Below are 21,450 nucleotides of genomic sequence, written 5' to 3' on the forward strand. Positions count from 1 at the left end.
GGCAGTTGCCTGCCCCCCGTATAGGTCCGTACGTGCGGAACTACCGCATACCATCCCGAATAGCCAGCGCGTTGTACGCATTCGCGTCTTGACCGTCAGCCGCAGCATTTGATATCACCACCTCTGTTGGTACTGAAACAAGGCGGGAATGCCCGGACGAATACGGGACTATCACTCACTGGCGGCGACTCTCAACCCAAAGGAAACGTAGTTAAACGCCCTGTTTCCCAGTCCGGGAACAGACAGGTTTGTTCCCGAAGCTGACTGTTGAGCTTTAACTGACCAGACGAGCTGTTTGCGGGTCGTACGTAAAATTGGTAATCGATCCATCACGAATGCGCTCAACCGCTTCGTCGATCACATGCAGCGGCACCAGGAACCATTCCCTAGGTTTGACCGGATGGCCGAAGCGGTCTTCGATGGTTAGGTCCAACTGCACGGCACCGAACAGGCGGTGGAAAATGTTTTCCAGCCTGGTCCGGTTCAGGTTGTGCAGTTTGTAAGTAGCGATCACCTCCACATCTGCCAGTAGATAAGTGGCATCTTTATCCGCCGCGGCGATGCGGGCTTCTACTTTTCCACCGGTCACGCCGATCTTATGAATCAACTCGCGATGCTTAGCTACAAATGGGTGACTAGACTGGCTGCGTAGCACGTAGATAGTGCCAGCCTCGATGTCGTCCGGCTCGGTTATGTCGCTGAACAGTGGGCCGGAGTCTACCTTGATGATCCGAGCCCCTGCACGCCCGTCACTGTCTTTGTAGAGCGCCCGCTGCAAAGATCGTAATAGCAGATCGCTTTCTGTCTCATTGGAGTAGATGACTCGCAAACGCCCATTCGTTTCCGCATTCGGCGTCTTGTATGTGTCTCCCACCTCGGCGACATAGGCAATGAGTCCGCTCAGAATGAAGAAGTCCCCGACCTCGATGCTGGCGTTCTTGCCAAAGGGCTTGGTTACCCATAGTTTTTGCGTGAGGCCTGCTTCCACCTCTTCAAACAGCGGCTTAAATCTCTCGAAGTCTTTACATGGGTTCCGGGCGGCAATTTCTTCTGCCGCCTTTATTGCCGCACTGGAACGCACATGCCGCAGCACGGTGATGTCGTCTTGGTGGACCGACTCACTGCCGATGCCCAGTTCGGCGAGCAAGGCGTCCCCATCTAGGTCATCCACATTTACCGTGGCTACCGCGACACCTGACAGTAAGCCGTGGCTATCCAAGCCTGCCAGTAGGGTTTGTGCCTCGGGTAACTTTCTCAACTGATCCAGGCGCACGGCGTACAACCGCTCGAAGATGTCGCGGTCTTCGCCGTGCAGGGGGGCGCGGCCATGGGTCTGATGGAAGCGCTGAATGTCCTCGAAGCCAGCGATGATGCGCTCTTCGCGAGGGGTTCGAGTGACTGTCTTAAGCGAGGGGATTTCTACCCCTAGCGCATTTAGCAGATCGTCATCATTCATTTTAGCCATTGGCGGATTCCCCCTGCGTCGCTTTGGCTTGGGCGCGATAACGTGCGAACGCAACCACGCCTTCAGCCATTCGTTTCTCCCATGCATCTGCGGAGTTGATGTCTGGCAGCCGGCCGCGCTCGTTTTTGAACTGCAGGGCGCGCATTGCCAGGTCTCGTGCTTCGCTTTCGGGAATACTCACCTTCTTGGCTGCAATGCTAGCCTGTACCTGGCGCAGGGATTTTTCATCCATCGCCTTTGCAAGGACCGCATACGCGGCATCAAAGGGGTTGATGCGGTCGATCAGATCAATGTCTAGCTCGCGGACGTTAACGAATTTGCGCACGCCTTCCAGCAGAGACGTACTGCCCTGTGAGGCGCCACTCTGGCTGGCATCGGTCTGAGCCAACATCAATTTGGCCTGCTGGGTAATGTTCATAGCAGCGATGGCATGCTGACGGACTGCTTCCTGGTCTGCGTCGCTCAAGTCGGGGTAACGCTCGCGCACGATCTTGCCCATGCGCAGTTGGGTCAGCTCTTCAGGTAGGGTGTTTTCCTTGTCGAATAGACCGCGCTCCAGCACGGTTTTGTCCTGCAGGAAGCTGGTTACCACTTCGTTCAAGTCTTCTTTACAGATCCTCGTGGCTTCTGTGCTTTGCGGCGTGGTCAGGCCGTTGATTTCGACATGGTACTGACCTGTGGCATCGTTCACGCCCAGATTGGTCCCACCTGATTGATAACCCTCGCCACCGTTGTAAATGAAACCGTCTTTCGGCCCGTTATCTTTCGGGCTGAACTCATAGCGTGGCGCGAGCACCTGTTCCATCAGCAGGCTGGCGGAAATGGCCTTGAGCATATCGTTCACCGCTTCAGCGACAGCCGCCTGGTCGGCCATAGGTTCCGCGATCAGGTTGGTGAAGCGCGAGCGCTCCTTACCCTCGGCGTCACGCGTGGCGCGGCCGATGATTTGCACAATTTCGGTCAGGCTCGAACGGTAGCCGATGGTCAGCGCATGCTCGCACCAGATCCAGTCGAAACCTTCCTTCGCCATGCCCAGTGCGATGATCACATCCACATTGTCGCGGTTGTTCTTCTGCGCAGGGTCTTTCAGTGCATTGAGTACTTTGGAGCGCCTGGAAGCGTCGCTGTCATCCACCAGATCGGCCACTTTCAATGTGCGACCATCTTTGGCTTTGATAAGGTGGAAACCGGTGCCAGGGTCAACACCCTGCCAATCGCCCAGCGAACTCATGATCTCGTTGACTTCGCGCTCCTTGTCTTTGAGGCTCTCGCGGGCATTTACGTTGGGAATGTGGACGATGGTTTTCAGCGTCGGGTCCAGCACCTTGGCGACAGCATTCACATACCTACCGGTGTAGAAGAAGTATCCAATATCCAGCGACTTGAGCCAGCGGTAGCCGTTGAGCTGTTCGTAGTAGGTATACGTCACGGTCTCAAACTTATTTTCTTCCTCCGGGGCCAGCACCGCCTCGCTGTCGCCTCGAAAATAGGAGCCGGTCATGGCAACCAAGTGCACTTTGTCGCGGCTTATGAACGCGCTCAGCTGGCTGCCTAGCTTGTTATCCGGGTTGGCGGAAACGTGGTGGAACTCATCGATGGCTATCAGGCGGTTGTCGAAGGCTTCGATGCCCAGTTCTTCCACGGCAAACCGGAAGGTGGCATGGGTGCAGACCAGCGTCTTGTCGCTGCTGTCCAGGAAGGCGCACACGGCGTCCACTTTAGACTTAGCCACACGCGGTTCGTCGATGCCTGGGGCATTGCATAGGTTCCACTGTGGGGCTACCTGCCAGTCCCAGTAGAAACCGTGCTGGCTCAAAGGCTCATCAGCGAAACTGCCACCAATAGAGCGCTCGGGCACAACGACGATGGCCTGCTTCATACCCTGGTTATGCAGCTTATCCAGCGCGATAAACATCAGTGCGCGGGACTTGCCCGATGCGGGGGGCGATTTGATCAGCAGGTACTGTTCGCCGCGCTTGGTGTAGGCGCGCTCCTGCATGGTACGCATGCCCAACTCATTGGCCTTGCTGGATGCACCGGTGTGCGCTGTAGCAATGGATACCGACGGCACCGTGTAGCTGTTGGTCGGGTTGGTAGTGTTAGTCACTATGATTCATCCTCAATGAGGGTGCCGTCGCCCGCCAGTTCACGTTCAATCTGTTCAATGCTGGGCAGGCTGGTTTGAAATTCGGTAGGCAGAGATTCAAGCAATTTGTATTCAGCAATGCCCATGGGCTGGGTCTTATCGCCTAATGCATATTCGGCCACGATCTTGTTTTTGCTCTTGCAGAGCAAAAGGCCAATGGTGGCCGTGTCGTGTTCGCCTTTGACCTGGCGATCCACGGCAGTCATATAAAACCCCAGCTGCCCAAGATGCTCGGGCTTGAACTTGCCGGCCTTGAGCTCGATCACCACATAGCAGCGCAACTTGAGGTGGTAGAACAGCAAGTCGATGAAGAACTCGTCACCACCCACATCCAGAAGTACCTGCCGCCCCACAAACGCAAAGCCCGCGCCCAGCTCCAACAGAAACTCGGTGACGTGCTTGACCAGGGCATGTTCGATCTCGCGCTCTTGCGCTTCATCGCGCAGACCTAGAAAGTCAAAGCGATAAGGATCTTTCAGCGACTCACGGGCCAAGTCGGACTGCGCCTTAGGCAAGCTGACATCGAAGTTAGTGACCGCCGCACCACTGCGCTCCAGCAGGCGGGTTTCGATATGTATGTTCAGCACATTACGCGACCAGCCATGAGTAACCGCGCTCCGGGCATAGGCCAGACGCTGCTGTGAATCTTTCAGCTTGGTCAGCAACACCAGATTATGCCCCCAGGGCAATTGTCCAACAGCCTGTTGGACAATTGCAGCATCCGGCCAGGCCTCGGCAAAGGCTCGCATATACATTAGGTTGGCACGAGAAAATCCCTTCATTTCAGGAAAGGCAGTACGCAAGTCGTGCGCCAGTCTCTCGATCACCCTGGCGCCCCAGCCCTGCTGTGCCTGCCGGGTCAAAATATCGTTGCCGATCTGCCAGTACAAGTGCACCAGTTCGCGGTTTACAGCCAGCGTGGCACGTTGCTGGGTGTTGTGGATGCGGCTTTTGAGGTCAGCCAGCCACTCGCCGTAGCCCTCGGGTGGGGTTGTCAGGCTAGCAGAGGTATCGCTCATGCCATCCTTCCTAGTGTTTTTTTCGGCGTGGCCTTCGCTGTATCAGCTGTCATCTTGGTGTAGAGGTCAAACAGCTTTTCCAGCCGTTCGGTGTCGTTTTTGAAACGGCGACCGATATAGATACGTTCCAGCACTTCATCGTTGCGTTCGTGGGCGCGGCGCAAGTTGTCTGGCATGGACTCTGGATCGTATAGGTCGGCAATGGTGGCGGGGAAATGAGCTTCGCGGGCCAGCAGAATGTCTTCAGCGCCGCGGGTCAGGTCGGCCTTGTTTTGCTCAGTCAGCAGCGGCACGGGAAATGTGTTCCAGCCAAGCGTGTTGGAGTAGCGGAAGTCTGTTTTCATTTTTCCGCAGACGGTGCTAATCCAGACCAAGTGCAGGCGGGAGGCGATGAGTGCCATGTTCCAGAGCGGAGCGTCGTAAAAACCAAAGGCCTCGGTAATTATGGATTGCTCAGGCAATAGACCCACTGGAAGGTATGCGCGACTCTCTGAGCTTACGCGCGGGACGATGACTGCGCACGTGTAATTAGGCGATCGAATTTCAACAAAGCGATGAGGAAGAGCTGCCCACTGTGTCGTCTCTAGTTTTGGACTTTTCGCCCGCTCTGCAGCAACCTTGAGCATTCGTTCCTTAACGCTTGGGATCTCGGCTGCGACAGCAACATCCTGGTCCTCGATCCATAGACAATAACGCTGAACCCCTTGAATGAACTCACGGGCGCCGAACATCGGTCTGACGAATTGTCGGGCCGCAGAGCCAATTTCTGCAACCTCGCTGCTGGATAGAAGCAAATGCCCCCCATCCTTGGCAAAGTTACCAAGCAGCATTTCAGATACTAACGAAAGCGGCTTTTGGCGCCCCGCTACGTAAATTACCGGGCCCGAGGTAAGGTAAGGGGAAATACTTTCTACCTCTCGTGCAACCTCTCCGTTTATGAGCTTGGCTGGCGCGCGGGATCCTATGCAATCCAAACCAACAATAACGCAGGTGACCCCTGCATTATTCGCGGCGAGATTCGCCCATTTGAAGGAAAGTACTGCAAAATTTAATCGTATTTCATCCAAAACCAGCGGCCAGAACTCGGCTACTTGCATCCCCTGGCATACAGAATTCGTCGATACAAGGCCTGCGGCCGAACTTTGGGTGGCCTTCAAATAGTTGGCTGCTTTAAATATAAATCCGCAGATATAATCGAATGATCGCCAACGTGAACTGACACCCCCAAAAAGGGCTTCCATGTCAGCTTTCTGGCTCGGAGACTGTTTTTTATCTCCAACGTATGGCGGGTTGCCACAGATATACGTCTCGCCACCCTCGTTCTCGAAATCGATTTCCGTCTGATTGAGCGGTGTACCAAATAAGTCGTCGGCAATTATCTTGACGCCTGTGCCAGTAGGTCGGCAGATACTCAACCAGTCCAGACGTAGCGAGTTACCGCACACAATCCAGTTCTGCGCGTTTAGCGGCAAAAACTCGGCCAGAGCATCCTGCTGGCCGCGATACAGTACATCGCACTGAAACTCGGCAATGATCAGCGCCAAACGGGCAATTTCTGCCGGAAAGTCGCGCAGCTCGATGCCGCGGAAATTGGTCAGCGGGATCTGAGACTTGTTATTAGCCTCGCCTCGCCGGCGATTTATTTCTGCCTCGATTTCGCGCATTTGCTTGTAGGCGATGACCAGAAAATTACCGGAGCCGCAGGCCGGGTCGAACACCCGGATGTGTGCCATACGCTTGCGTAGGTTGAGTAACTTGGCTTTGTTATCTCCGGCTGCGTCCAGTTGTGCACGCAGATCATTCAAAAAGAGCGGGTTCAACACCTTGAGAATGTTGGGCACACTGGTGTAGTGCATGCCAAGTGCGCCACGCTCCTCATCGTCTGCCACTGCCTGGATCATGCTGCCGAAGATATCTGGGTTGATTTTTCGCCAGTTCAGCTTGCCTGCGTGCAGTAGGTAAGTGCGCGCCATCTGCGTGAAGCGAGGTACTTCGGTACTGCCTGAGAACAAACCGCCATTCACATAGGGAAAACTATTGGCCCAACTGGGCAGGCGCGGCTGGACAGTGGCGCGCTCAGCCAGCTTGATGTTCATAGCGCGGAAAATTTCCGACAGCACCTGATGGGTGTTAGAGCCGTCGCGCTCGCTGTACTGCTCAACCGTTTTGGTGAACAGGCCATCGCCATTAAAAATGTCAGTATCTTCAGCAAAAAAACAGAACACCAAGCGCGCCATAAAGTGGTTCATGTCAGCACGGCGTTCGGCTTTGGCCCAGTCCGGGTTCTGATTCAGCAGCTCGATGTACAGCTTGTTCAGGCGACTGGTGGCGCGCACGTCGATGGGGTTGTCCTTGATCTCCTTAATCGTGGAGATGCCGGCCAGCGGCAGCAGGAAACCGAAGTGATTGGGGAGGTCTGGATAGTCGCAGGTGATCGTCTCACCCGAGATCAGCTCTTCGGCTTCCAAGGTCTGCCCGTCAGTGGCGAGGATAAACTTGGCTTTGGCTTTTGTGGTGGCCGGACTGGCGCGCAATGCCTCGAGCGTTTCGCCCACGCTACCAGACTCACATGAGGCAATATGAATGTTGCTGCGCAGTAGCACGCCGCCAGGCACGTCAGAAGCGTTATTGTTACCGGCACGCAAGCGTTTGAGGGTTGTTTCCTTATTGCCAAAAGCGGCTAGGAAGACAAATGGAAACTCCGCCGCGTCAAAGGGCTCAAGGGCTAGGTCCGAAATAGCGGACTCAATTTCTACTGCATTCATGATTTACCACTGTCCAGATCGCTGATGCGCGAAGACGGCGATTTTAGCCGCAAAAAAATTTCTGATGGTTAGATTCCGACCAGCACATGCCGTTCTGTCAGCTAGCTTTCAGCACCGTCGATCAAGCCGCTTGTGTTTCCGGATGTTGCTGTATACGCCAGCCGAGCGCCCTATGCCAGTAACGGGGAGCACGATGTGGAGATGATAAAGGAAGGCGGTTCTGCCATGCGAAAAAGTCTTAGGCCTCCCCGTGTTTTCTACAGCCTCCTGGCTAGGCCATAAAATGTCGATGTGGTCGTTTCTGGTGTGGCGTTCAAACCTAATCTCTTAGATCGCTGATCTGAACAGCTGCGTTGAAACAAAAGTGACCTGGTATAAATTTCCGCTTTTGCCCGGTTTTTACCAGTGGCGGTCGCCCGCCCGGAGCAGTTCACTGCCAATCGTGATTACGAATCGTGCTGATCAGCAAATAGGTCGTAAAGTAGATCCCAGTATTCCAATTGGTATTCCAGCGAAAAACAAAAAAAGATATTAATCTTATAAACCAATAACTTGCCAAATCAATTCAAATTACCCCGGCCCACCAATCCAACAAAAAAAGACGTCCTCGGACGTCTTTTTTTGTGCCTGGAATCCAGTCAAACCAAGCTCCCAGCACCATCAAGCAGGCAATACCAATCACTTCTGCGCAGCCAACACCCTACGCGCCGCCTTTTCATTTTTCATGGCCGCGATTTCACGCTCACAAGCTTCCACATCGAAAGAATTGTCCCACTTGGCAATGGCGATCGTTCCGATACCGTTCCCGATCAAATTCGTCACGGCTCGCGCTTCGTTGAGGAACCGGTCGATGCCCAGGAGCAGGACAAGGCCTACCAACGGAATGGAGTGGATGGTGGTGAGCGTTGCCGCAAGGGTGATGAATCCGGCCCCCGCCACGCCAGCCGAACCTTTCGAGGTCAGCAGGAAAACGCCCAACAGGATCATCTGGTCCATAAACGTCAGCGGCGTGTTGGTTGCCTGGGCAATGAAGATCGCGGCCATGGTCAGATAGATGCAGGTGCCATCCGCATTGAAGGTGTAGCCCGTCGGCAGCACCATCCCCACCACCGACTTCTTGCAGCCCAGCTTTTCAAGCTTGACCATCATTCGCGGCAGCACAGCCTCCGTCGAGCACGTCCCGAGCGTAATCAGTATCTCGTCCTTGAAGTAACGGAGAAACTGCAACAGGGGCATGCCCGACCATCGAGCCACCGTGCCCAGCACGATCACGATGAAGACCAGGGTGGTGACGTAGAGTGCAATCAACAATTGGCCGAGGGACAGCAGCGTACCGATGCCATATTTGCCGATCGTGAACGCCATCCCCGCGCCAGCGCCAATCGGAGCCAGCCGCATGACCATGGCAACAACTTTGAACAGTCCTTGCAGAAACAGATCGATGGTATTGATCAGCGGTTTGCTGGTCTCACCCATTTGAACCAGGGCCACGCCCATCAAGACCGAAAGCAGGATGACTTGCAGCATGACGCCATTGGAGAACGCCCCGATGAAGGTTTGCGGGATGATGTTCATGAAGAAATCAATGGTGCCACCCTGCTCCGTGGCGGCTTGGCTGTACTTGGCGATAGCACTGCCATCGAGCGTATCGACATTGATGTTCATTCCAACGCCTGGCTTTACAACGTTGACCACGACAAGGCCGATGACCAGGGCGATGGTCGAAAGAATCTCGAAATAGACCAGCGCCTTGACGCCAATCCGGCCGACCTCCTTGATGCTGCCCATCTTGGCGATACCGACCACCACGGTGCCAAAAATAATGGGGGCCAACAGCATTTTGATCAGTTTGATAAAACCATCTGCGAACGGTTGGAGCTTGGCGCCGAACTGCGGTTCGAAGTGACCGATTGCGGCACCGACCGCGATGCCGATCAACACTTGGACGTAGAGCTGGCTGTACCAGCGGGACTTGGAGATTTCCACGGAAGCACCTCATTTTATTGTTGTGATGGGCGTGTGGTGTGGCGCCAACGGGTGACGCCTGATAGCGGCGGCCTCAGGCGAAGAGGCCGCGTTCGGGACTGTCAGCCCTAGCCCAATTCACGCATGACGGCGTACAAGGCGGACTTGGCTTCGAAGCCGACGCCCGGAATATCCGGCAGCCCCACGTAGCCGTTTTCCACGCGAATCCCGTCGGCAAACCCGCCGAACGGCTGGAACACATCCGGATAGGATTCGTTACCGCCCAGATGCAGGCCCGCGGCGATATTCAAGGACATCTGATGGCCGCCGTGCGGAACGACGCGACGCGAAGACCAGCCCATCTCCTCCATCACCTTCAGGGTGCGCATGTACTCGACCAGGCCGTAGGACAGCGCGCAGTCGAACTGGACGTAGTCACGATCGGGACGCATGCCGCCATGACGGAGCAAGTTGCGGGCGTCTTGATGGGAAAACAGGTTTTCGCCGGTGGCCATCGGCAGGTCATAGTGCTTGGCCAACTCCGCCTGCAAGGCGTAGTCGAGAGGATCGCCTGCTTCTTCGTACCAGAACAGGTTGTAGGGTTTCAAAGCCTCGGCATAAGCAATGGCCGTGTCTTGGTCAAAGCGGCCGTTGGCGTCCACAGCCAGGCGACGCCCGTCACCGACCACCTTGATGACGGATTCGATTCGCCGAATATCATCAGCCAGAGGCGCCGCGCCGATCTTCATCTTGACCACGTCGTAGCCGCGATCCAGGTAGCTGCGCATTTCATCCTGAAGCTTGGCGTCGTCCTTGCCTGGGTAGTAGTAACCACCGGCGGCGTAGACCCAGACCTTGTCGTCGGCCACGCCGCTGCGGTAACGGTCAGCCAACAGGCGATACAACGGCTTGCTTTCGATCTTGGCGACGGCGTCCCAGACGGCCATGTCGATGGTGCCCACCGCAACCGAGCGTTCGCCATGGCCACCGGGTTTTTCGTTGGTCATCAGGGTTTTCCAGATGGCGAACGGATCAAGGTTATTGTTTTCTTTATCGATCAGCGACTCAGGGTCGGCTTCGGTGATGCGCGCCAGGAAGCGGTCACGCATCAAAGCGCCTTGACCATAACGACCGTTGGAGTTGAAACCGTAGCCGATGACCGGTTTACCATCGCGAATCACATCCGTGACGACAGCGACGACCGAGCAGGTCATTTTGGAAAAGTCGATGTAGGCGTTGGCAATTGGCGAGGCAATGGAAACGGTTTTTTCACGGATGTCGACGATACGCATGGCGGGGTCCTCTTGTTGTGGTGGCCCCAAGTTATGCTTTGCGAGGACACCCGCCCAATGCTAATAATGCCGCGCCCCATGCACAGGAGGCATTGCCCTTGGAACTCGTTTGGCTAGAAGATTTTTCAGCGTTGGCAGAGTACGGCAGCTTTGTCCGTGCCGCTGAAGCGCGCCACGTGACTCAACCGGCGTTCAGCCGCAGAGTCCGCGCAATGGAAAACTGGATGGGTGTGGAACTGTTCGTTCGCACGCCACAAGGTGCCACGCTGACCGAGGCTGGGAAGCAGATTTTGCCCAGTGCCCAGGAGACAGCCAGGCGCTTGTATCGCATGCGCAGCGACGCCCAGGAAGTGGCGGGCATGGCGATCAAGACGCTGCAATTCGCGGCCACCCATTCGCTGTCGTTCACGTTTTTTCCGAAGTGGCTGAGAAGCACGGAAAACGGCGCCCCCATCGAGGCGGTGCGACTGCATTCCGATAGCATGGCGGCCTGTGAGCAGATGCTGATCCAGGGCCAGGTGCAGTTCCTGCTTTGCCATCGCCATCCGGATGTCCCGCCGCTGTTGGCCCCGGATCAGTTCATGGGCAAGAAGGTCGGAGAGGATGTACTCGTCCCGCTGGCGAGCGCTTCCGCGAACTTTGGCAACGCGCCCGCATCGCTGCCGTACCTGGCGTATACCCAGGAGTCCGGGCTGGGGCGCATCGTCGCTCATCGACTCCAGGGCAAGGAAGAGTTCCTGCACCTCAAGCCGCTGTTCAGCAGTCACCTTGCAGCGGTGCTCATGTCCATGACGCTGGAAAACAAAGGTGTGGCCTGGCTGCCAAGCAGCCTGACCGAGCAGGAGGTTGCCGACGGACGTCTTGTACGAGCCCTCGATGAAAGCTGGGATATCCCGCTGGACATTCACCTCACTCGCCCAACGGGCGCCATTAGCCCATCGGCGGAGGAGTTTTGGGCGAAGCTAAAGGATTGCTGAAGTTGCTTCGCCCGCGTCGGGCCATTGCGCCTCGACAGCCATGTCAGGTGTGATCGCGCCTCATCTCTGCCCATTCGATCAACGCCTGGATCGACGGCCCCAGTGCATGTCCCATGGGCGTGAGCCTGTATTCCACCTTCGGTGGCACTTGCGGATACACCGTCCGCTGCACAATGCCGTCCTTTTCCAACTGTTTTAGCTGTTGGATCAGCATCTTCTGGTTGATCCCTTCAATCAACTTCTCCAGATCCGAGAAACGCAGCGCGCCCTTCGCCGCGAAAAGCTGGCACAAGATAATGATCTTCCACTTCCCTTCCAGTACGCGAAGCGTTTCGGTTGTTGCCTCGGCCCATTTCCGACGATTTTGCGGATCGCCGCAATCCCATTCCCGTTCCATTTCTTCCTCGATGGTGAGTTACACACCTTTTGGTAGGTACTTACCATTATCACACCAGCCTCCTAGAATCGGTGCAAGACAAATGACTCAGGAGGCTTAAGCCATGAAAATCGGCATCATCGGAACCGGTAACATCGGAGGCACCCTCGCTCGAAAATTCAAGACAGCGGGCCATGACATACGTGTTGCGAACTCTCGAGGCATCAACGGCGTTCGCGCATTCGCCGAAGAGATTGGAGCCGAACCGGTGGACATTCGCGGCGCAGTCGAGGGCGCGGATGTGATCGTGCTATCCATACCGCTACCGGCGTTGAGCGCACTGCCTGCTGATCTGTTTGCCGCTGTACCGGGCAGCGTCCCGGTGGTGGACACGAGTAATTACTACCCTGGCCTACGTGACCCCAACATTGCCGAAATTGATCAAGGGATGACGGAAAGTGTTTGGGTTTCGGAGCAGATTGGGCGCCCCGTCATCAAGGCTTTCAACAATATCCTGGCTTATACCTTGGCAGAGTTGGGCAGTGCCGAAGGCACCCCGGGTCGCTTGGCAGCGGCAGTGGCCGGCGACGATCCCAAGGCGAAGGAAACGGTGATGTCCCTGGTCAACCAAGCGGGCTTCGATCCGGTGGACGGAGGTTCCCTGGAAGAGTCCTGGAGACAGCAACCGTGTACGCCAGGCTATTGCTGTGACTACGACGCCGAGACTCTGCGCAAGGCGCTTTTGACCGCCTCCAAAGGACAAGCCGCTGCGAAACGAGACGAGTTTCCTAAACACTTCGAGCGGCTCGGCCCCAACCCAAGCCATGCCGATATTGTCGCCATGAACCGCTCCTTGAACGCACCTGATTGACGCGTACTAACCGGCGCGATTTCGCCCCGTTCTAATGCGACGAAACATAAACAGACGGACCAACAGGCGCAGGCAATGCATAGGTCGCCTTCATCCATTCAATCTCGGCCTGCGGCGTCCTGCCGAACATCCGCTTGAACTCGCGGCTGAATTGCGAGGCGCTTTCGTAGCCGACATTGAACGCTGCCGTCGAGGCGCTCATGGTGTTGCGCAACATCAATAACCGCGCCTGGTGCAGGCGCGTCGATTTCAAATACTGCATGGGCGAAGAGTCTGTCACGCTGCGAAAGTGCAGGTGAAAGTTGGGCACGCTCATGCCTGCTTCCTCGGCGAGCGTTTCGACATCCAGATGCTCGTGGTAGCAACTGTGGATCTTGCGGATCGCCCGGGTGATTTTGCCGAAGTGCCCCTGGCGACTGAGGGCGGCGCGCATCGATCCGCCCTGCTCGCCGGTGAGGATCCGGTAGTAGATTTCCCGTACCAGCGACGGTCCGAGGATTTGCGCGTCGCCCGGACGGCTCATGGCTTCGAGGAAACGCAGCGTCGAGCTGCGCAGCCGCTCGTCCATGGGCGAGGCGTACATGCCTTTGGGTTGGGCATCGCTGGGGCCGAGGGTCTCATCCACTTGCAGCATCAGCTCGCTGGCCAGTTGCAAATCGAGGCGCATGTAGATCGCGAGCATGGGCTCCTCGGCGTTGGCGTCGGTCTCCATGGTGAACGGAACCGGAACGGACACCACCAAGTAATGCTGGGCGTCGTACACATAGACGTCCTCACCCAGATAGCCGCGCTTGCGCCCCTGGCACAGGATCACGATACCGGGCTCGTACAGAACCGGCGTGCGCGTCAGCGGCCGGTTCGAGCGAAGGAAACGAATGTCGTCCAGTGCGCTGAGGTTGTAGCCCTCGACGGGCGCGAGCTGTTCCATCAACTGCACTATGCGCGCAGCGGCCTGAGTCATCGGCGTCCCCTTTTGCTGGCTGTTCAACCGTCGGTCGAACGACTCAGCGCTTCCCATTGATCGATCTCACTGGCCGCACGACTGAGTTTGTCGCGCACCAGGTTCAGTGCATCGCTGCCCAGCAGCAAGTGCGCAGGCGGCGTCGGGCTGGCAATGATCTGCAACATCGCCTGCGCCGCTTTGCGAGGATCGCCCAGTTGCTTGCCGCTTTTCTCCACGCGCGCTTTACGTATCGGATCGAAACTGGCGTCGTAGTCGGCAATGCTCCTCGCCGTGCGCTGCATCGACCGGCCTGCCCAATCGGTGCGGAACGATCCGGGCGCAACGGCCGTCACGAAGATGTTGAACGGTAGCAGCTCTTTGCTCAACGTATCGGAGAGCCCTTCGAGGGCAAACTTGCTCGCGCAGTAATAGGAAATACCCGGCATCGTAATGGTGCCGCCCATGGACGTGATGTTGAGGATATGGCCGGCACGGCGCTGGCGAAAATACGGCACGAAGGCCTTGGTCACCGCGACCGCGCCAAACACGTTGACGTCGAACTGGCGACGCATTTCCTCCAGCGGCGATTCTTCAAAGATGCCTTCGTGACCGTAGCCGGCGTTGTTGACCAAGACATCGACCGGGCCGTAGCTGGCCTCTGCCGCTGCCACTGCGCTATCGATTCGGTCGAACTCGGTGACATCCAGAATCACACCGTGAGCGCGCTCCGCGGAGAGCGCTTCGAAGGCTTGCAACGCCGCCTCACTGCGCACGGTGCCGATGACACGGTGACCCGCTGAAAGTGCCTCTTGCGCCAGGGCGTTGCCCAAGCCACTGCTCACACCGGTGATGAAGAGGGTTTTCCTGTCGTGCATGGTGAACTCCAAATGGGTAGACAGGAGGCCATGGTAACGGTCGAAAAATGCCCCACCTATGCGGGTTTGCCTTGGGGCATTGCCTATTCCTATTAGGCTCTGTACGAAATGTGTTCGCGCGAAGGCCAGACAAGGCGAAACGGGGCGAGGAAGCGCAGTGTACTGGAGTACATGAGCATTCCGAGCCCCGTTTCAACGCAGTATGGGCGAGTGCGGATACATTTCGTACAGAGCCTAGCGCGTCAGATTCCCGGACCTGTCACACGGGCGGGCAACCTGGCCAAGCGATCCCAACCGTTCGCATCGATCCCCAAGCAATTGGGCAACCACAGCTTCTGCAGCGGCAATTGCTCGAATACGGGCACCACGGCCGACGTGAGCCGCGATTCACCTGGATCAGCACCCAGCGCCAGGTCCCGCAACGGCATGCCCGCCAGATGAGCCACCCCGGCGTCCGTCAGCCAGGGGCTGTCATGCAAGCCCAGGCGCTGCAGCGGCAGGTCCCGCAAACAAGCCAAGTCGGCATCGCGCAGGTCCAGGCCGCTTATCTCAAGTTGCTCCAACGGCAAGCCCAACTCGACGAGCTTGCGCAACAGCTTGCCGTCGATGCCCCGGCAATAACTCAGATCGAGCCGTTTCAGTGGCAGGCCGGCCAGTTGCTTCAGTTCCTTCCAGGTGATGTCGTTCAACGACAACTCCAGGGACTCCAAGTCCAGGCCGCGCAGATCACTCAACGTATCTGCGCAGACGCCTTGCACATCAGACAATCCCAAGCGCTTCAACGGAAAACCTTGCAGCACATCGAGCCGCTCGATCACCTGCCGTAGCCCCTTGAGGTCCAGGTCGACGAGCGGCATTCCTTCCAGGACTTCAAGATCGTCTTCGCAGATGAACGCGCAATGGAGCGAAAGCTTTTCCAGCGGCAGCCCCCGAATCGCCTGCATAACACTCTCGCCTGCATAACAGCCATCCAGACTCAACGAGCGCAACCCCGTCAGGTCGCGAAGCCAGGCGGGATCATCGAGGATCGCGCCGCAGTCACTGAGCGACAACTGTTCGAGGGGATGGCTGGCCAAATGTGCCATGCCACGGGACGTCAGCTCACCCACGCGTTGCAACGTCAAGGATCGCAGCTTGAGGCGTGACAGTGCTTTAAGGCCATCGTCGGTGATGTCATCGCAACGGTTCAACGACAATTCCTGCAACGGGCTGTCGCTCAGTTGATGGAGAAAACGGTCATCAAAATCTTCGCCGTAGGTTTGCAACTTCAGCCGGCGCAACCGTGTGGTCGGCGGGAGGCAATGGGCGTTATCGTCGCGGGAAAAATTACTGACTTCCAAGGTTTCGAGGGCAGTGGCTTGCAAACGCTGCCACATCTGCGGACCGCAGATGAACCTGGGGCTGTTGAGCACCAACGTGCGCAGGGGCAACCCGGCCAGGGCGTCGCACCACTCTGGCTCGGCATTGTTCAATTCCAGCTGATCCACCGGCAGCCCACGCAGTTGCGGCAGCAATGGGCCGGGGCGATTTGTAAGGACCGCGGTGTTCAGTTGAGCCACCGCCACTTTAGCCGCCGGATCGCCCAGGCCCGCCGCGACGCGCAAACCTTCCAGTGACGCCTCCCCGGTATCGAGCAGGTCGCGATAGAGCGATGCGCGTGCGGTGATGTCATCGGGTTTGGCGGCGAGTTGGGCGATCAGCGCGTTGCGAGTAGGGGTTGGCACGGTTTATCAGTCCGAAAGTCAGGGGCGCGAAACACAATTTGAGAGATGAAACAGGGCGCAAGAAAAAACTACGAAGACACCGTGCAAGTCGCTATGACCGCTTATCCAGGGCCCCTGGCGCACCGCAGACCCTAGGCTAGAGTCAATGCTTTGCCAAGTTTTAAAGGATTGAAATCATGCCCACCAGCTACAGCGCCCCTGGCATTATGTTCGTCGATATTTCCGGGCAAGCCGAGAACGCCCAGGACGTGGTCATACAGCCCGACGGTTCGATACTGATCGCGGGGGTCACTGATCACCCCCTCGACCCTGACTACGGCATGGATTTTTCTCTCGCTCGCCTTCGCCCCGACGGGAGTCTGGATACTACGTACGGCAACGCTGGACGGGAGGAGATTCATAAACAAATCCCCCTTGAAAAAACCTACACCCTGCGAGTCCAGGCCGACGGCGCGGTCGTAGCCGCTCATGAAGGCCACGACGACACGCCCATCGTCCAGCGTTGGGGCCCCGATGGCAAAGCCGATACGGTATTCAACAGCAATGCGGCGGCCAGCTTGTCCAGCGGGTTCGGCTACGGGCCGATCGTGGAAGCCAACGCCGATGGCGGCGTACAGGTCGCCGCAGTGGACGGCCAGTCGCTGAAGGTGACCCAGTTGCTCACCGATGGCACGCGCGACATGTCATTTGGCATCAACGGTGTGATGACGCTGCCCGCCCCCGGCACGCTTCAGTCCGTGCAAGGCATTACCACGCTCGCGGATGGCAGCATGCTGGTCCACGGCGCCCCCGCTTTCCACAACAGCTTGTTCAAGTACACCGCGAGCGGGGAACTCGACACCGGCTTCGGCGATAACGGCGTCCTCGCGTTGACGAGCTTTGGCAGCTATCGCGGCGGCGTGGCTGTGCAGGACGACGGCAAGATAGTGATGTCCGCCACGACCGCCTTCGATGACTTCACCGTCATGAGGTTCAACGCCGATGGCAGCCCAGACGTCAGCTTCGGCGACCAGGGCCTGGCTCGCATCGACCTGCCCGGTGTTTGGGCCGCCTCCACCGAAATCACGCTGCTGCCCGACGGCAAGATGCTGCTGGGCGGAACTGCTTTTGCCAACGGCGGCAGCGATTTTGCCGTCGTTCAGCTAAACGCCGACGGCAGCCTCGACACCACGTTCGGCAGCACGGACGGCAGCGCCAGATTGGTCGGCTCTTCTGGCAGCGACCTGTTGAAAGGCTTGGAGACAGACGAAATCCTGCGCGGCCTGGCAGGGGACGATGTGCTACAGGGCAACCTTGGCCGCGACCTGCTTTCCGGCGGCGCGGGGCACGATGTGTTCAAGTACACCAGCGTCGCCGACAGCTTCCGAACCGCTGGAACCAGCAGCAGCGATCGCATACTCGACTTCAACCCCAGCGAGGACCGCATCGACCTCAGCACCCTGGGCTTCACCGGCATAGGCGACGGCTACGACGGGACGCTGGCGATCCGGAGCAATGCCGACCATACCCGCACCTACCTGAAAAGCTTCGAAGCCAATGCCGAGGGCCAACGCTTCGAACTCCTGGTCGACGGCGACTTCGTCGCCCAACTTGACGACAGCAACCTGGTATTCAGCGCACCGAACAATGCCGTGCAAGCCGGGCCTTACAATGGAGCGGATCTGCTTGATTCGACCGCGCCAGGGTACGTGGAGCTGGGTCTGGTAGGGATGACGGATCAGGATCCGACGGTGGTTTGATGAGGCCATGCAATAAATCTGTGGCTATTTCACTTGCTCCCACTGGGCCGGTCCGACGCTTCGGGCGAAGCAGCCTTACGATTTTGCGGTCGCTACGCAACCGAACGGGAGCAAGCTCCCTCACCACGGTCACCTCTCTAGCCATGCCAATGTGCCTAATGGACGGCTGGTTTCGACCTTGTTGATAGCGGCAAAGCGATGTAGGGAAATACCACTGCTGGAACGCCAACGCTCCTACACGAAGCTCGGAAAGCGGTGTCTTGTGGCACTTGAGCGGGACGGCCTATAGTTCGTCGTCGCCCCAATGGCGACTCGGGTTTGGCGACTCGACAACGAGGTAGCTCCTTTCAACTGAATGAGGCCCTACCCATGAACCGATACATGCCCATCACCGGCATCGACTGCACCCCCGCCACGCTGCTGATCGACACCGAAGCCCCGCTTGATGTCCTCTTCGAAACCGCTGACTACCGCATCCGCACCGTGACCCAACTGCTGGAAAATATTGCGTTCCGTTCAGAGATCAGTTCCGACACGCTGGTGCTTTCCGACTTATGCAAAATGCTGACGATCGCGTTGCGTGACGGGTGTGATGTGATGGATGTGATTGGCAGGCGATTGCGGGCGCAGGCGGCGGATTAAATGCAAATGGCGCAGTTCTGAGAACTGCGCCATAACTGCGCCAAAAAATGTCCTCAAACAGCGCCAACACAAGCATGCCTTCGAGCACCGACGACCGAACGGAGGGAAAGGGATAGATTCATTTAAGAACTGAGCATACAGATAAGTCTGTCCCCCTTTCGCTTTCGGACCTTCTGCTTTTTAAGTCGACTCAAAGCCCCTGGACGCTCGCCACAGGAATACGCTCCTGAGGTTGAGTGACATCGTAAACATGCTGCTCACAACCTGCCCCAATGATCACGAACTCCACCAGGTAAATCTTTTGCTTCTCGGGCTTGAAGGTGGAACTCATAGGGCCGCATGCATAAACAATTTTTCCGGCATAGCGGTAATAGTTCGAGTCGTAGACCCGTGATTCACCGATCACTTCAATCGCCTGCCCGGGGTCAGCCTGCACCTCCAGCTGGGGGAAGCGTTTTACGGTGGCGCTGTTGGCAACCTCGTTCACTTTGGCGATCCAGCCGAATACCTTGCCACGACCGGAATCGACCACGGTTCCCAAGACCTCGGCACGTTGGTCTGCGTCGGAACTGCGCCGCACGGAGAATTGCACCGGGTGGGTGAATCCTGTCGCCTTCATGATGATCTTGGCGTGTTCCGCGTCAGCGACGACCTTGGGTTGTTGCAACTGCACGCCATCCTTGAACAGGCTTGGCGAGGAGTCCCTGACATTTGAGTGACAGCCTGCCAGGGCCATGGCTAGAACTAAAAAGGTGGTTTTTTTCATGATTACTTCCCTGCAAAATTTGAATGACCACCGAAGTAGTTTCGACAAAGCGGAATGGAGATGACCCCGTTCTAGTAATCGATGGCTGATTTGGACATCGCTTAACCTGAACGTCCTAACAACCTTGCCCACCATCCAGGCTTGGCGACTGGCTCAGGTGTTGGAACAGCTTCTTCGCTGGGATGGAGTAAATCGCCCGGATAGTGCTCATGTCCGATGCAGCCACTATCATCAAGCCCAAAGACTTTCACGGCGGCGACCGCCTCGAAACACCAACGACCAAAATAACTTCCCATCTCAAGCGGATGTTTTACTGGATCACCATAGATGTACCACCACGGTTGCTGTTTGCCGCGCCGGTTCAACTCTGGATACCAATGTTTTACGAAAGCAAGCAACAACGTTGCTTGCTGCGCCTGCGGCGCGTCAATGGCCTTGAGCAGCCTTGCGTAGGGCTTGGCATGCAGGAGGTTCTCCCCAATCGGCCGCTCTGGTTGACGAGACGCCATGACTCGATCAAGCAGAACGTCCTGCCCGCCCTCGCCTATCAACGCAACCAAACGAAGCCACTGGTCGTCGGGAATTTCAAGAACGGAAAAAAGGGGACAGATTTATTTAACCGTCAGAGCGATGACATCCACTCTCGCCTTTTAAATAAATCTGTCCCCTTTTCCACTAAAATTTCGAGTTGTTGGGGAGTGAACTGCCTACCTCTCAAATCTTGAATATCTGTAAGGTACGACTTGGTATCCTTAGCTAATTGCGTACTCAGAAGGCCCGTAGCGGAGTCACCGTCCTGAAAAACGCCTCCTCAACACCTGCCCCTCCTTTTGCTCCCCCTTTTGCACCATCAACCTATCCAGGAAATGTGATCCCCATCTAAATAATATAGCCCTTCAAGCTTTCCTGACATTTTAGGCAGGTCGAGAACAGAATCTGAAACATACAAAAAAGGGAGTCTGCTCCTCAGCGCTTGAGCATTTGCAGAGTAGTCTGCCCAAGAAGGCTCAACCATCCCATTCCAAAATGTAACAAACGAGCCATCCTCAAGAAGAATTACAGGTTTTAAATACTCAACCCCTCCACTACCATCCCAGTACAGATAGCCTAAATAACTAGAACCATCCAGTCCAACAAAACTAGCGCGAACGATTATTTGAGCGTCACTACAAGTCTCCTTGTCAAGGAGAGGTCGGACTGTCAGCTCATCTTCCGCAGACTCATCCATAGGGAAGCACCAAACGCCAGAACAAGCAAGATCATCAATGGTTAATTCATATATTTGTTTATCAGTCATGCTTGCATACCTATTTAATCAAATGCTTTGAAAAAAGGGGACAGATTTATTTATAACCCGAGCAAAACCAACAAATCTGCTTCCTGTGCGTCACAAAATATTCTGCCCCCTTTCTGCTCGCCCCCGCTCCACTCTCAATCAATAGACTCAATATGAAAGACCAAAGTAGAGAAATCGACTAAATCAGTACCTCCACTACATTCCAACTTTGTTACTCCGTCTTCTTCATTAATTACAATTCCTGCGTTCCCAACCCACGCCTGCACAACACCATTAACACGCCACACATTCCAAATCTTCAACTCACATGCGACTTTTGATACCACCGAAAAAAAAACGGATTCCGGACTAGAGTCTGCCCATAAAATTATTTCAGAGTGACGCTGATTATTTACCTCTATTTCACCCTTTAGCACTTTTACGCGCAGCCCCGACACTGGCTGCTTAGATGATTTCAATCTTCTAGCCAAGAAGTTAGTTTGTCCCGCTTTAATCTTCTTTTTAAATATCGGAAACACAAGACGCTCACCAATTTCAATAGGTGCCCCTTGTGTCCGCTGAAAAATTGAAGAAAGTGTTTCCGTCATT

At 56.3% G+C, this 21,450-nt stretch carries 17 protein-coding genes and 1 pseudogene; 4 read left to right on the forward strand and 14 right to left on the reverse strand.

Annotated elements, in window-relative coordinates; genetic code table 11:
• Positions 1-274: 274 nt before the first annotated feature.
• The 6 genes from M8Q45_RS20960 to M8Q45_RS20985 form a co-directional block, all read right to left on the reverse strand.
• Positions 275-1,465 (reverse strand): GIY-YIG nuclease family protein, encoded by a 1,191-nt coding sequence (locus tag M8Q45_RS20960; RefSeq protein WP_249876218.1) that lies wholly within the window; start codon positions 1,463-1,465, stop codon positions 275-277.
• Positions 1,458-3,572, reverse strand: a complete 2,115-nt coding sequence (locus M8Q45_RS20965) for a DEAD/DEAH box helicase (protein WP_249876219.1) — start codon at positions 3,570-3,572, stop codon at positions 1,458-1,460. Before M8Q45_RS20965 ends, M8Q45_RS20960 begins: the two co-directional genes overlap by 8 nt.
• A complete protein-coding gene (locus M8Q45_RS20970; RefSeq protein WP_249876220.1) occupies positions 3,572-4,630 on the reverse strand; it encodes a PDDEXK nuclease domain-containing protein in 1,059 nt (352 codons plus the stop codon). The genes M8Q45_RS20965 and M8Q45_RS20970 overlap by 1 nt, the downstream gene beginning before the upstream one ends.
• Positions 4,627-7,395 (reverse strand): class I SAM-dependent DNA methyltransferase, encoded by a 2,769-nt coding sequence (locus M8Q45_RS20975; protein ID WP_249876221.1) that lies wholly within the window; start codon positions 7,393-7,395, stop codon positions 4,627-4,629. The genes M8Q45_RS20970 and M8Q45_RS20975 overlap by 4 nt, the downstream gene beginning before the upstream one ends.
• A gap of 678 nt (positions 7,396-8,073) precedes the next feature.
• A complete protein-coding gene (gene dctA, locus M8Q45_RS20980) occupies positions 8,074-9,381 on the reverse strand; it encodes a C4-dicarboxylate transporter DctA (RefSeq protein ID WP_249876222.1) in 1,308 nt (435 codons plus the stop codon).
• Positions 9,382-9,488: 107 nt separating this feature from the next.
• A complete protein-coding gene (locus M8Q45_RS20985) occupies positions 9,489-10,652 on the reverse strand; it encodes a mandelate racemase/muconate lactonizing enzyme family protein (protein WP_249876223.1) in 1,164 nt (387 codons plus the stop codon).
• Between the two features lie 98 nt (positions 10,653-10,750).
• Here M8Q45_RS20985 and M8Q45_RS20990 point away from each other — a divergent pair, with 98 nt between their 5' ends.
• Positions 10,751-11,629 carry a LysR family transcriptional regulator gene (locus tag M8Q45_RS20990; protein WP_249876224.1) on the forward strand — a complete coding sequence of 293 codons (879 nt, stop codon included), beginning with the start codon at positions 10,751-10,753 and terminating at the stop codon, positions 11,627-11,629.
• Between the two features lie 43 nt (positions 11,630-11,672).
• On the opposite strand, the gene M8Q45_RS20995 is transcribed toward M8Q45_RS20990, so the two are convergent.
• The gene (locus M8Q45_RS20995) at positions 11,673-12,026 is read right to left on the reverse strand and encodes a winged helix-turn-helix transcriptional regulator (protein WP_249876225.1); all 354 of its coding nucleotides are present in this window, start codon (positions 12,024-12,026) and stop codon (positions 11,673-11,675) included.
• A gap of 103 nt (positions 12,027-12,129) precedes the next feature.
• Here M8Q45_RS20995 and M8Q45_RS21000 point away from each other — a divergent pair, with 103 nt between their 5' ends.
• The gene (locus M8Q45_RS21000) at positions 12,130-12,876 is read left to right on the forward strand and encodes an NADPH-dependent F420 reductase (RefSeq protein WP_249876226.1); all 747 of its coding nucleotides are present in this window, start codon (positions 12,130-12,132) and stop codon (positions 12,874-12,876) included.
• Positions 12,877-12,907: 31 nt separating this feature from the next.
• On the opposite strand, the gene M8Q45_RS21005 is transcribed toward M8Q45_RS21000, so the two are convergent.
• The 3 genes from M8Q45_RS21005 to M8Q45_RS21015 all read right to left on the reverse strand — a co-directional run bounded on the left by M8Q45_RS21005 (position 12,908) and on the right by M8Q45_RS21015 (position 16,418).
• Positions 12,908-13,837 carry an AraC family transcriptional regulator gene (locus tag M8Q45_RS21005; protein ID WP_249876227.1) on the reverse strand — a complete coding sequence of 310 codons (930 nt, stop codon included), beginning with the start codon at positions 13,835-13,837 and terminating at the stop codon, positions 12,908-12,910.
• Between the two features lie 23 nt (positions 13,838-13,860).
• Positions 13,861-14,694, reverse strand: coding sequence for an oxidoreductase (locus M8Q45_RS21010; RefSeq protein ID WP_249876228.1), 834 nt, complete (start codon positions 14,692-14,694; stop codon positions 13,861-13,863).
• A gap of 242 nt (positions 14,695-14,936) precedes the next feature.
• Entirely contained in the window at positions 14,937-16,418 is a 1,482-nt protein-coding gene (locus tag M8Q45_RS21015) for a leucine-rich repeat domain-containing protein (RefSeq protein ID WP_249876229.1), read from the reverse strand.
• A 176-nt stretch (positions 16,419-16,594) separates the two neighbouring features.
• Between M8Q45_RS21015 and M8Q45_RS21020 the strand changes: the two genes are divergently transcribed.
• Both M8Q45_RS21020 and M8Q45_RS21025 read left to right on the forward strand, forming a co-directional pair.
• Complete coding sequence (locus M8Q45_RS21020; RefSeq protein ID WP_249876230.1) at positions 16,595-18,157, forward strand: M10 family metallopeptidase C-terminal domain-containing protein; 1,563 nt, start codon at positions 16,595-16,597, stop codon at positions 18,155-18,157.
• Between the two features lie 369 nt (positions 18,158-18,526).
• A complete protein-coding gene (locus M8Q45_RS21025; protein WP_249876231.1) occupies positions 18,527-18,799 on the forward strand; it encodes a hypothetical protein in 273 nt (90 codons plus the stop codon).
• A gap of 190 nt (positions 18,800-18,989) precedes the next feature.
• Here the strand turns inward: M8Q45_RS21025 and M8Q45_RS21030 are convergent, their stop codons facing one another.
• The 4 genes and pseudogenes from M8Q45_RS21030 to M8Q45_RS21045 form a co-directional block, all read right to left on the reverse strand.
• On the reverse strand, positions 18,990-19,565 hold the full coding sequence (locus M8Q45_RS21030) for a hypothetical protein (protein WP_249876232.1): 576 nt from the start codon (positions 19,563-19,565) through the stop codon (positions 18,990-18,992).
• 101 nt (positions 19,566-19,666) lie between these two features.
• A pseudogene (locus M8Q45_RS21035) lies at positions 19,667-20,155 on the reverse strand (PoNe immunity protein domain-containing protein); the annotation flags it as partial.
• Positions 20,156-20,415: 260 nt separating this feature from the next.
• Positions 20,416-20,862 carry a hypothetical protein gene (locus M8Q45_RS21040; protein WP_249876233.1) on the reverse strand — a complete coding sequence of 149 codons (447 nt, stop codon included), beginning with the start codon at positions 20,860-20,862 and terminating at the stop codon, positions 20,416-20,418.
• A gap of 134 nt (positions 20,863-20,996) precedes the next feature.
• Positions 20,997-21,449 carry a hypothetical protein gene (locus M8Q45_RS21045; RefSeq protein ID WP_249876234.1) on the reverse strand — a complete coding sequence of 151 codons (453 nt, stop codon included), beginning with the start codon at positions 21,447-21,449 and terminating at the stop codon, positions 20,997-20,999.
• Position 21,450: the final 1 nt, after the last annotated feature.

Origin of the sequence: Pseudomonas sp. T1.Ur, assembly GCF_023516725.1 — a bacterium.
GTDB classification, from domain to species: Bacteria; Pseudomonadota; Gammaproteobacteria; order Pseudomonadales; family Pseudomonadaceae; genus Aquipseudomonas; species Aquipseudomonas alvandae.

Coding starts and splice junctions, on each gene's coding strand:
- M8Q45_RS20985 (WP_249876223.1), bottom strand. CDS start 10,652: ATGCGTATCGTCGACATCCGTGAAAAAACCGTTTCCATTGCCTCGCCA.
- M8Q45_RS21000 (WP_249876226.1), top strand. CDS start 12,130: ATGAAAATCGGCATCATCGGAACCGGTAACATCGGAGGCACCCTCGCT.
- M8Q45_RS20970 (WP_249876220.1), bottom strand. CDS start 4,630: ATGAGCGATACCTCTGCTAGCCTGACAACCCCACCCGAGGGCTACGGC.
- M8Q45_RS21030 (WP_249876232.1), bottom strand. CDS start 19,565: ATGAAAAAAACCACCTTTTTAGTTCTAGCCATGGCCCTGGCAGGCTGT.
- M8Q45_RS20960 (WP_249876218.1), bottom strand. CDS start 1,465: ATGGCTAAAATGAATGATGACGATCTGCTAAATGCGCTAGGGGTAGAA.
- M8Q45_RS21010 (WP_249876228.1), bottom strand. CDS start 14,694: ATGCACGACAGGAAAACCCTCTTCATCACCGGTGTGAGCAGTGGCTTG.
- M8Q45_RS21040 (WP_249876233.1), bottom strand. CDS start 20,862: ATGACTGATAAACAAATATATGAATTAACCATTGATGATCTTGCTTGT.
- M8Q45_RS21020 (WP_249876230.1), top strand. CDS start 16,595: ATGCCCACCAGCTACAGCGCCCCTGGCATTATGTTCGTCGATATTTCC.
- M8Q45_RS21045 (WP_249876234.1), bottom strand. CDS start 21,449: ATGACGGAAACACTTTCTTCAATTTTTCAGCGGACACAAGGGGCACCT.
- M8Q45_RS21005 (WP_249876227.1), bottom strand. CDS start 13,837: ATGACTCAGGCCGCTGCGCGCATAGTGCAGTTGATGGAACAGCTCGCG.
- M8Q45_RS21025 (WP_249876231.1), top strand. CDS start 18,527: ATGAACCGATACATGCCCATCACCGGCATCGACTGCACCCCCGCCACG.
- M8Q45_RS20975 (WP_249876221.1), bottom strand. CDS start 7,395: ATGAATGCAGTAGAAATTGAGTCCGCTATTTCGGACCTAGCCCTTGAG.
- M8Q45_RS20995 (WP_249876225.1), bottom strand. CDS start 12,026: ATGGAACGGGAATGGGATTGCGGCGATCCGCAAAATCGTCGGAAATGG.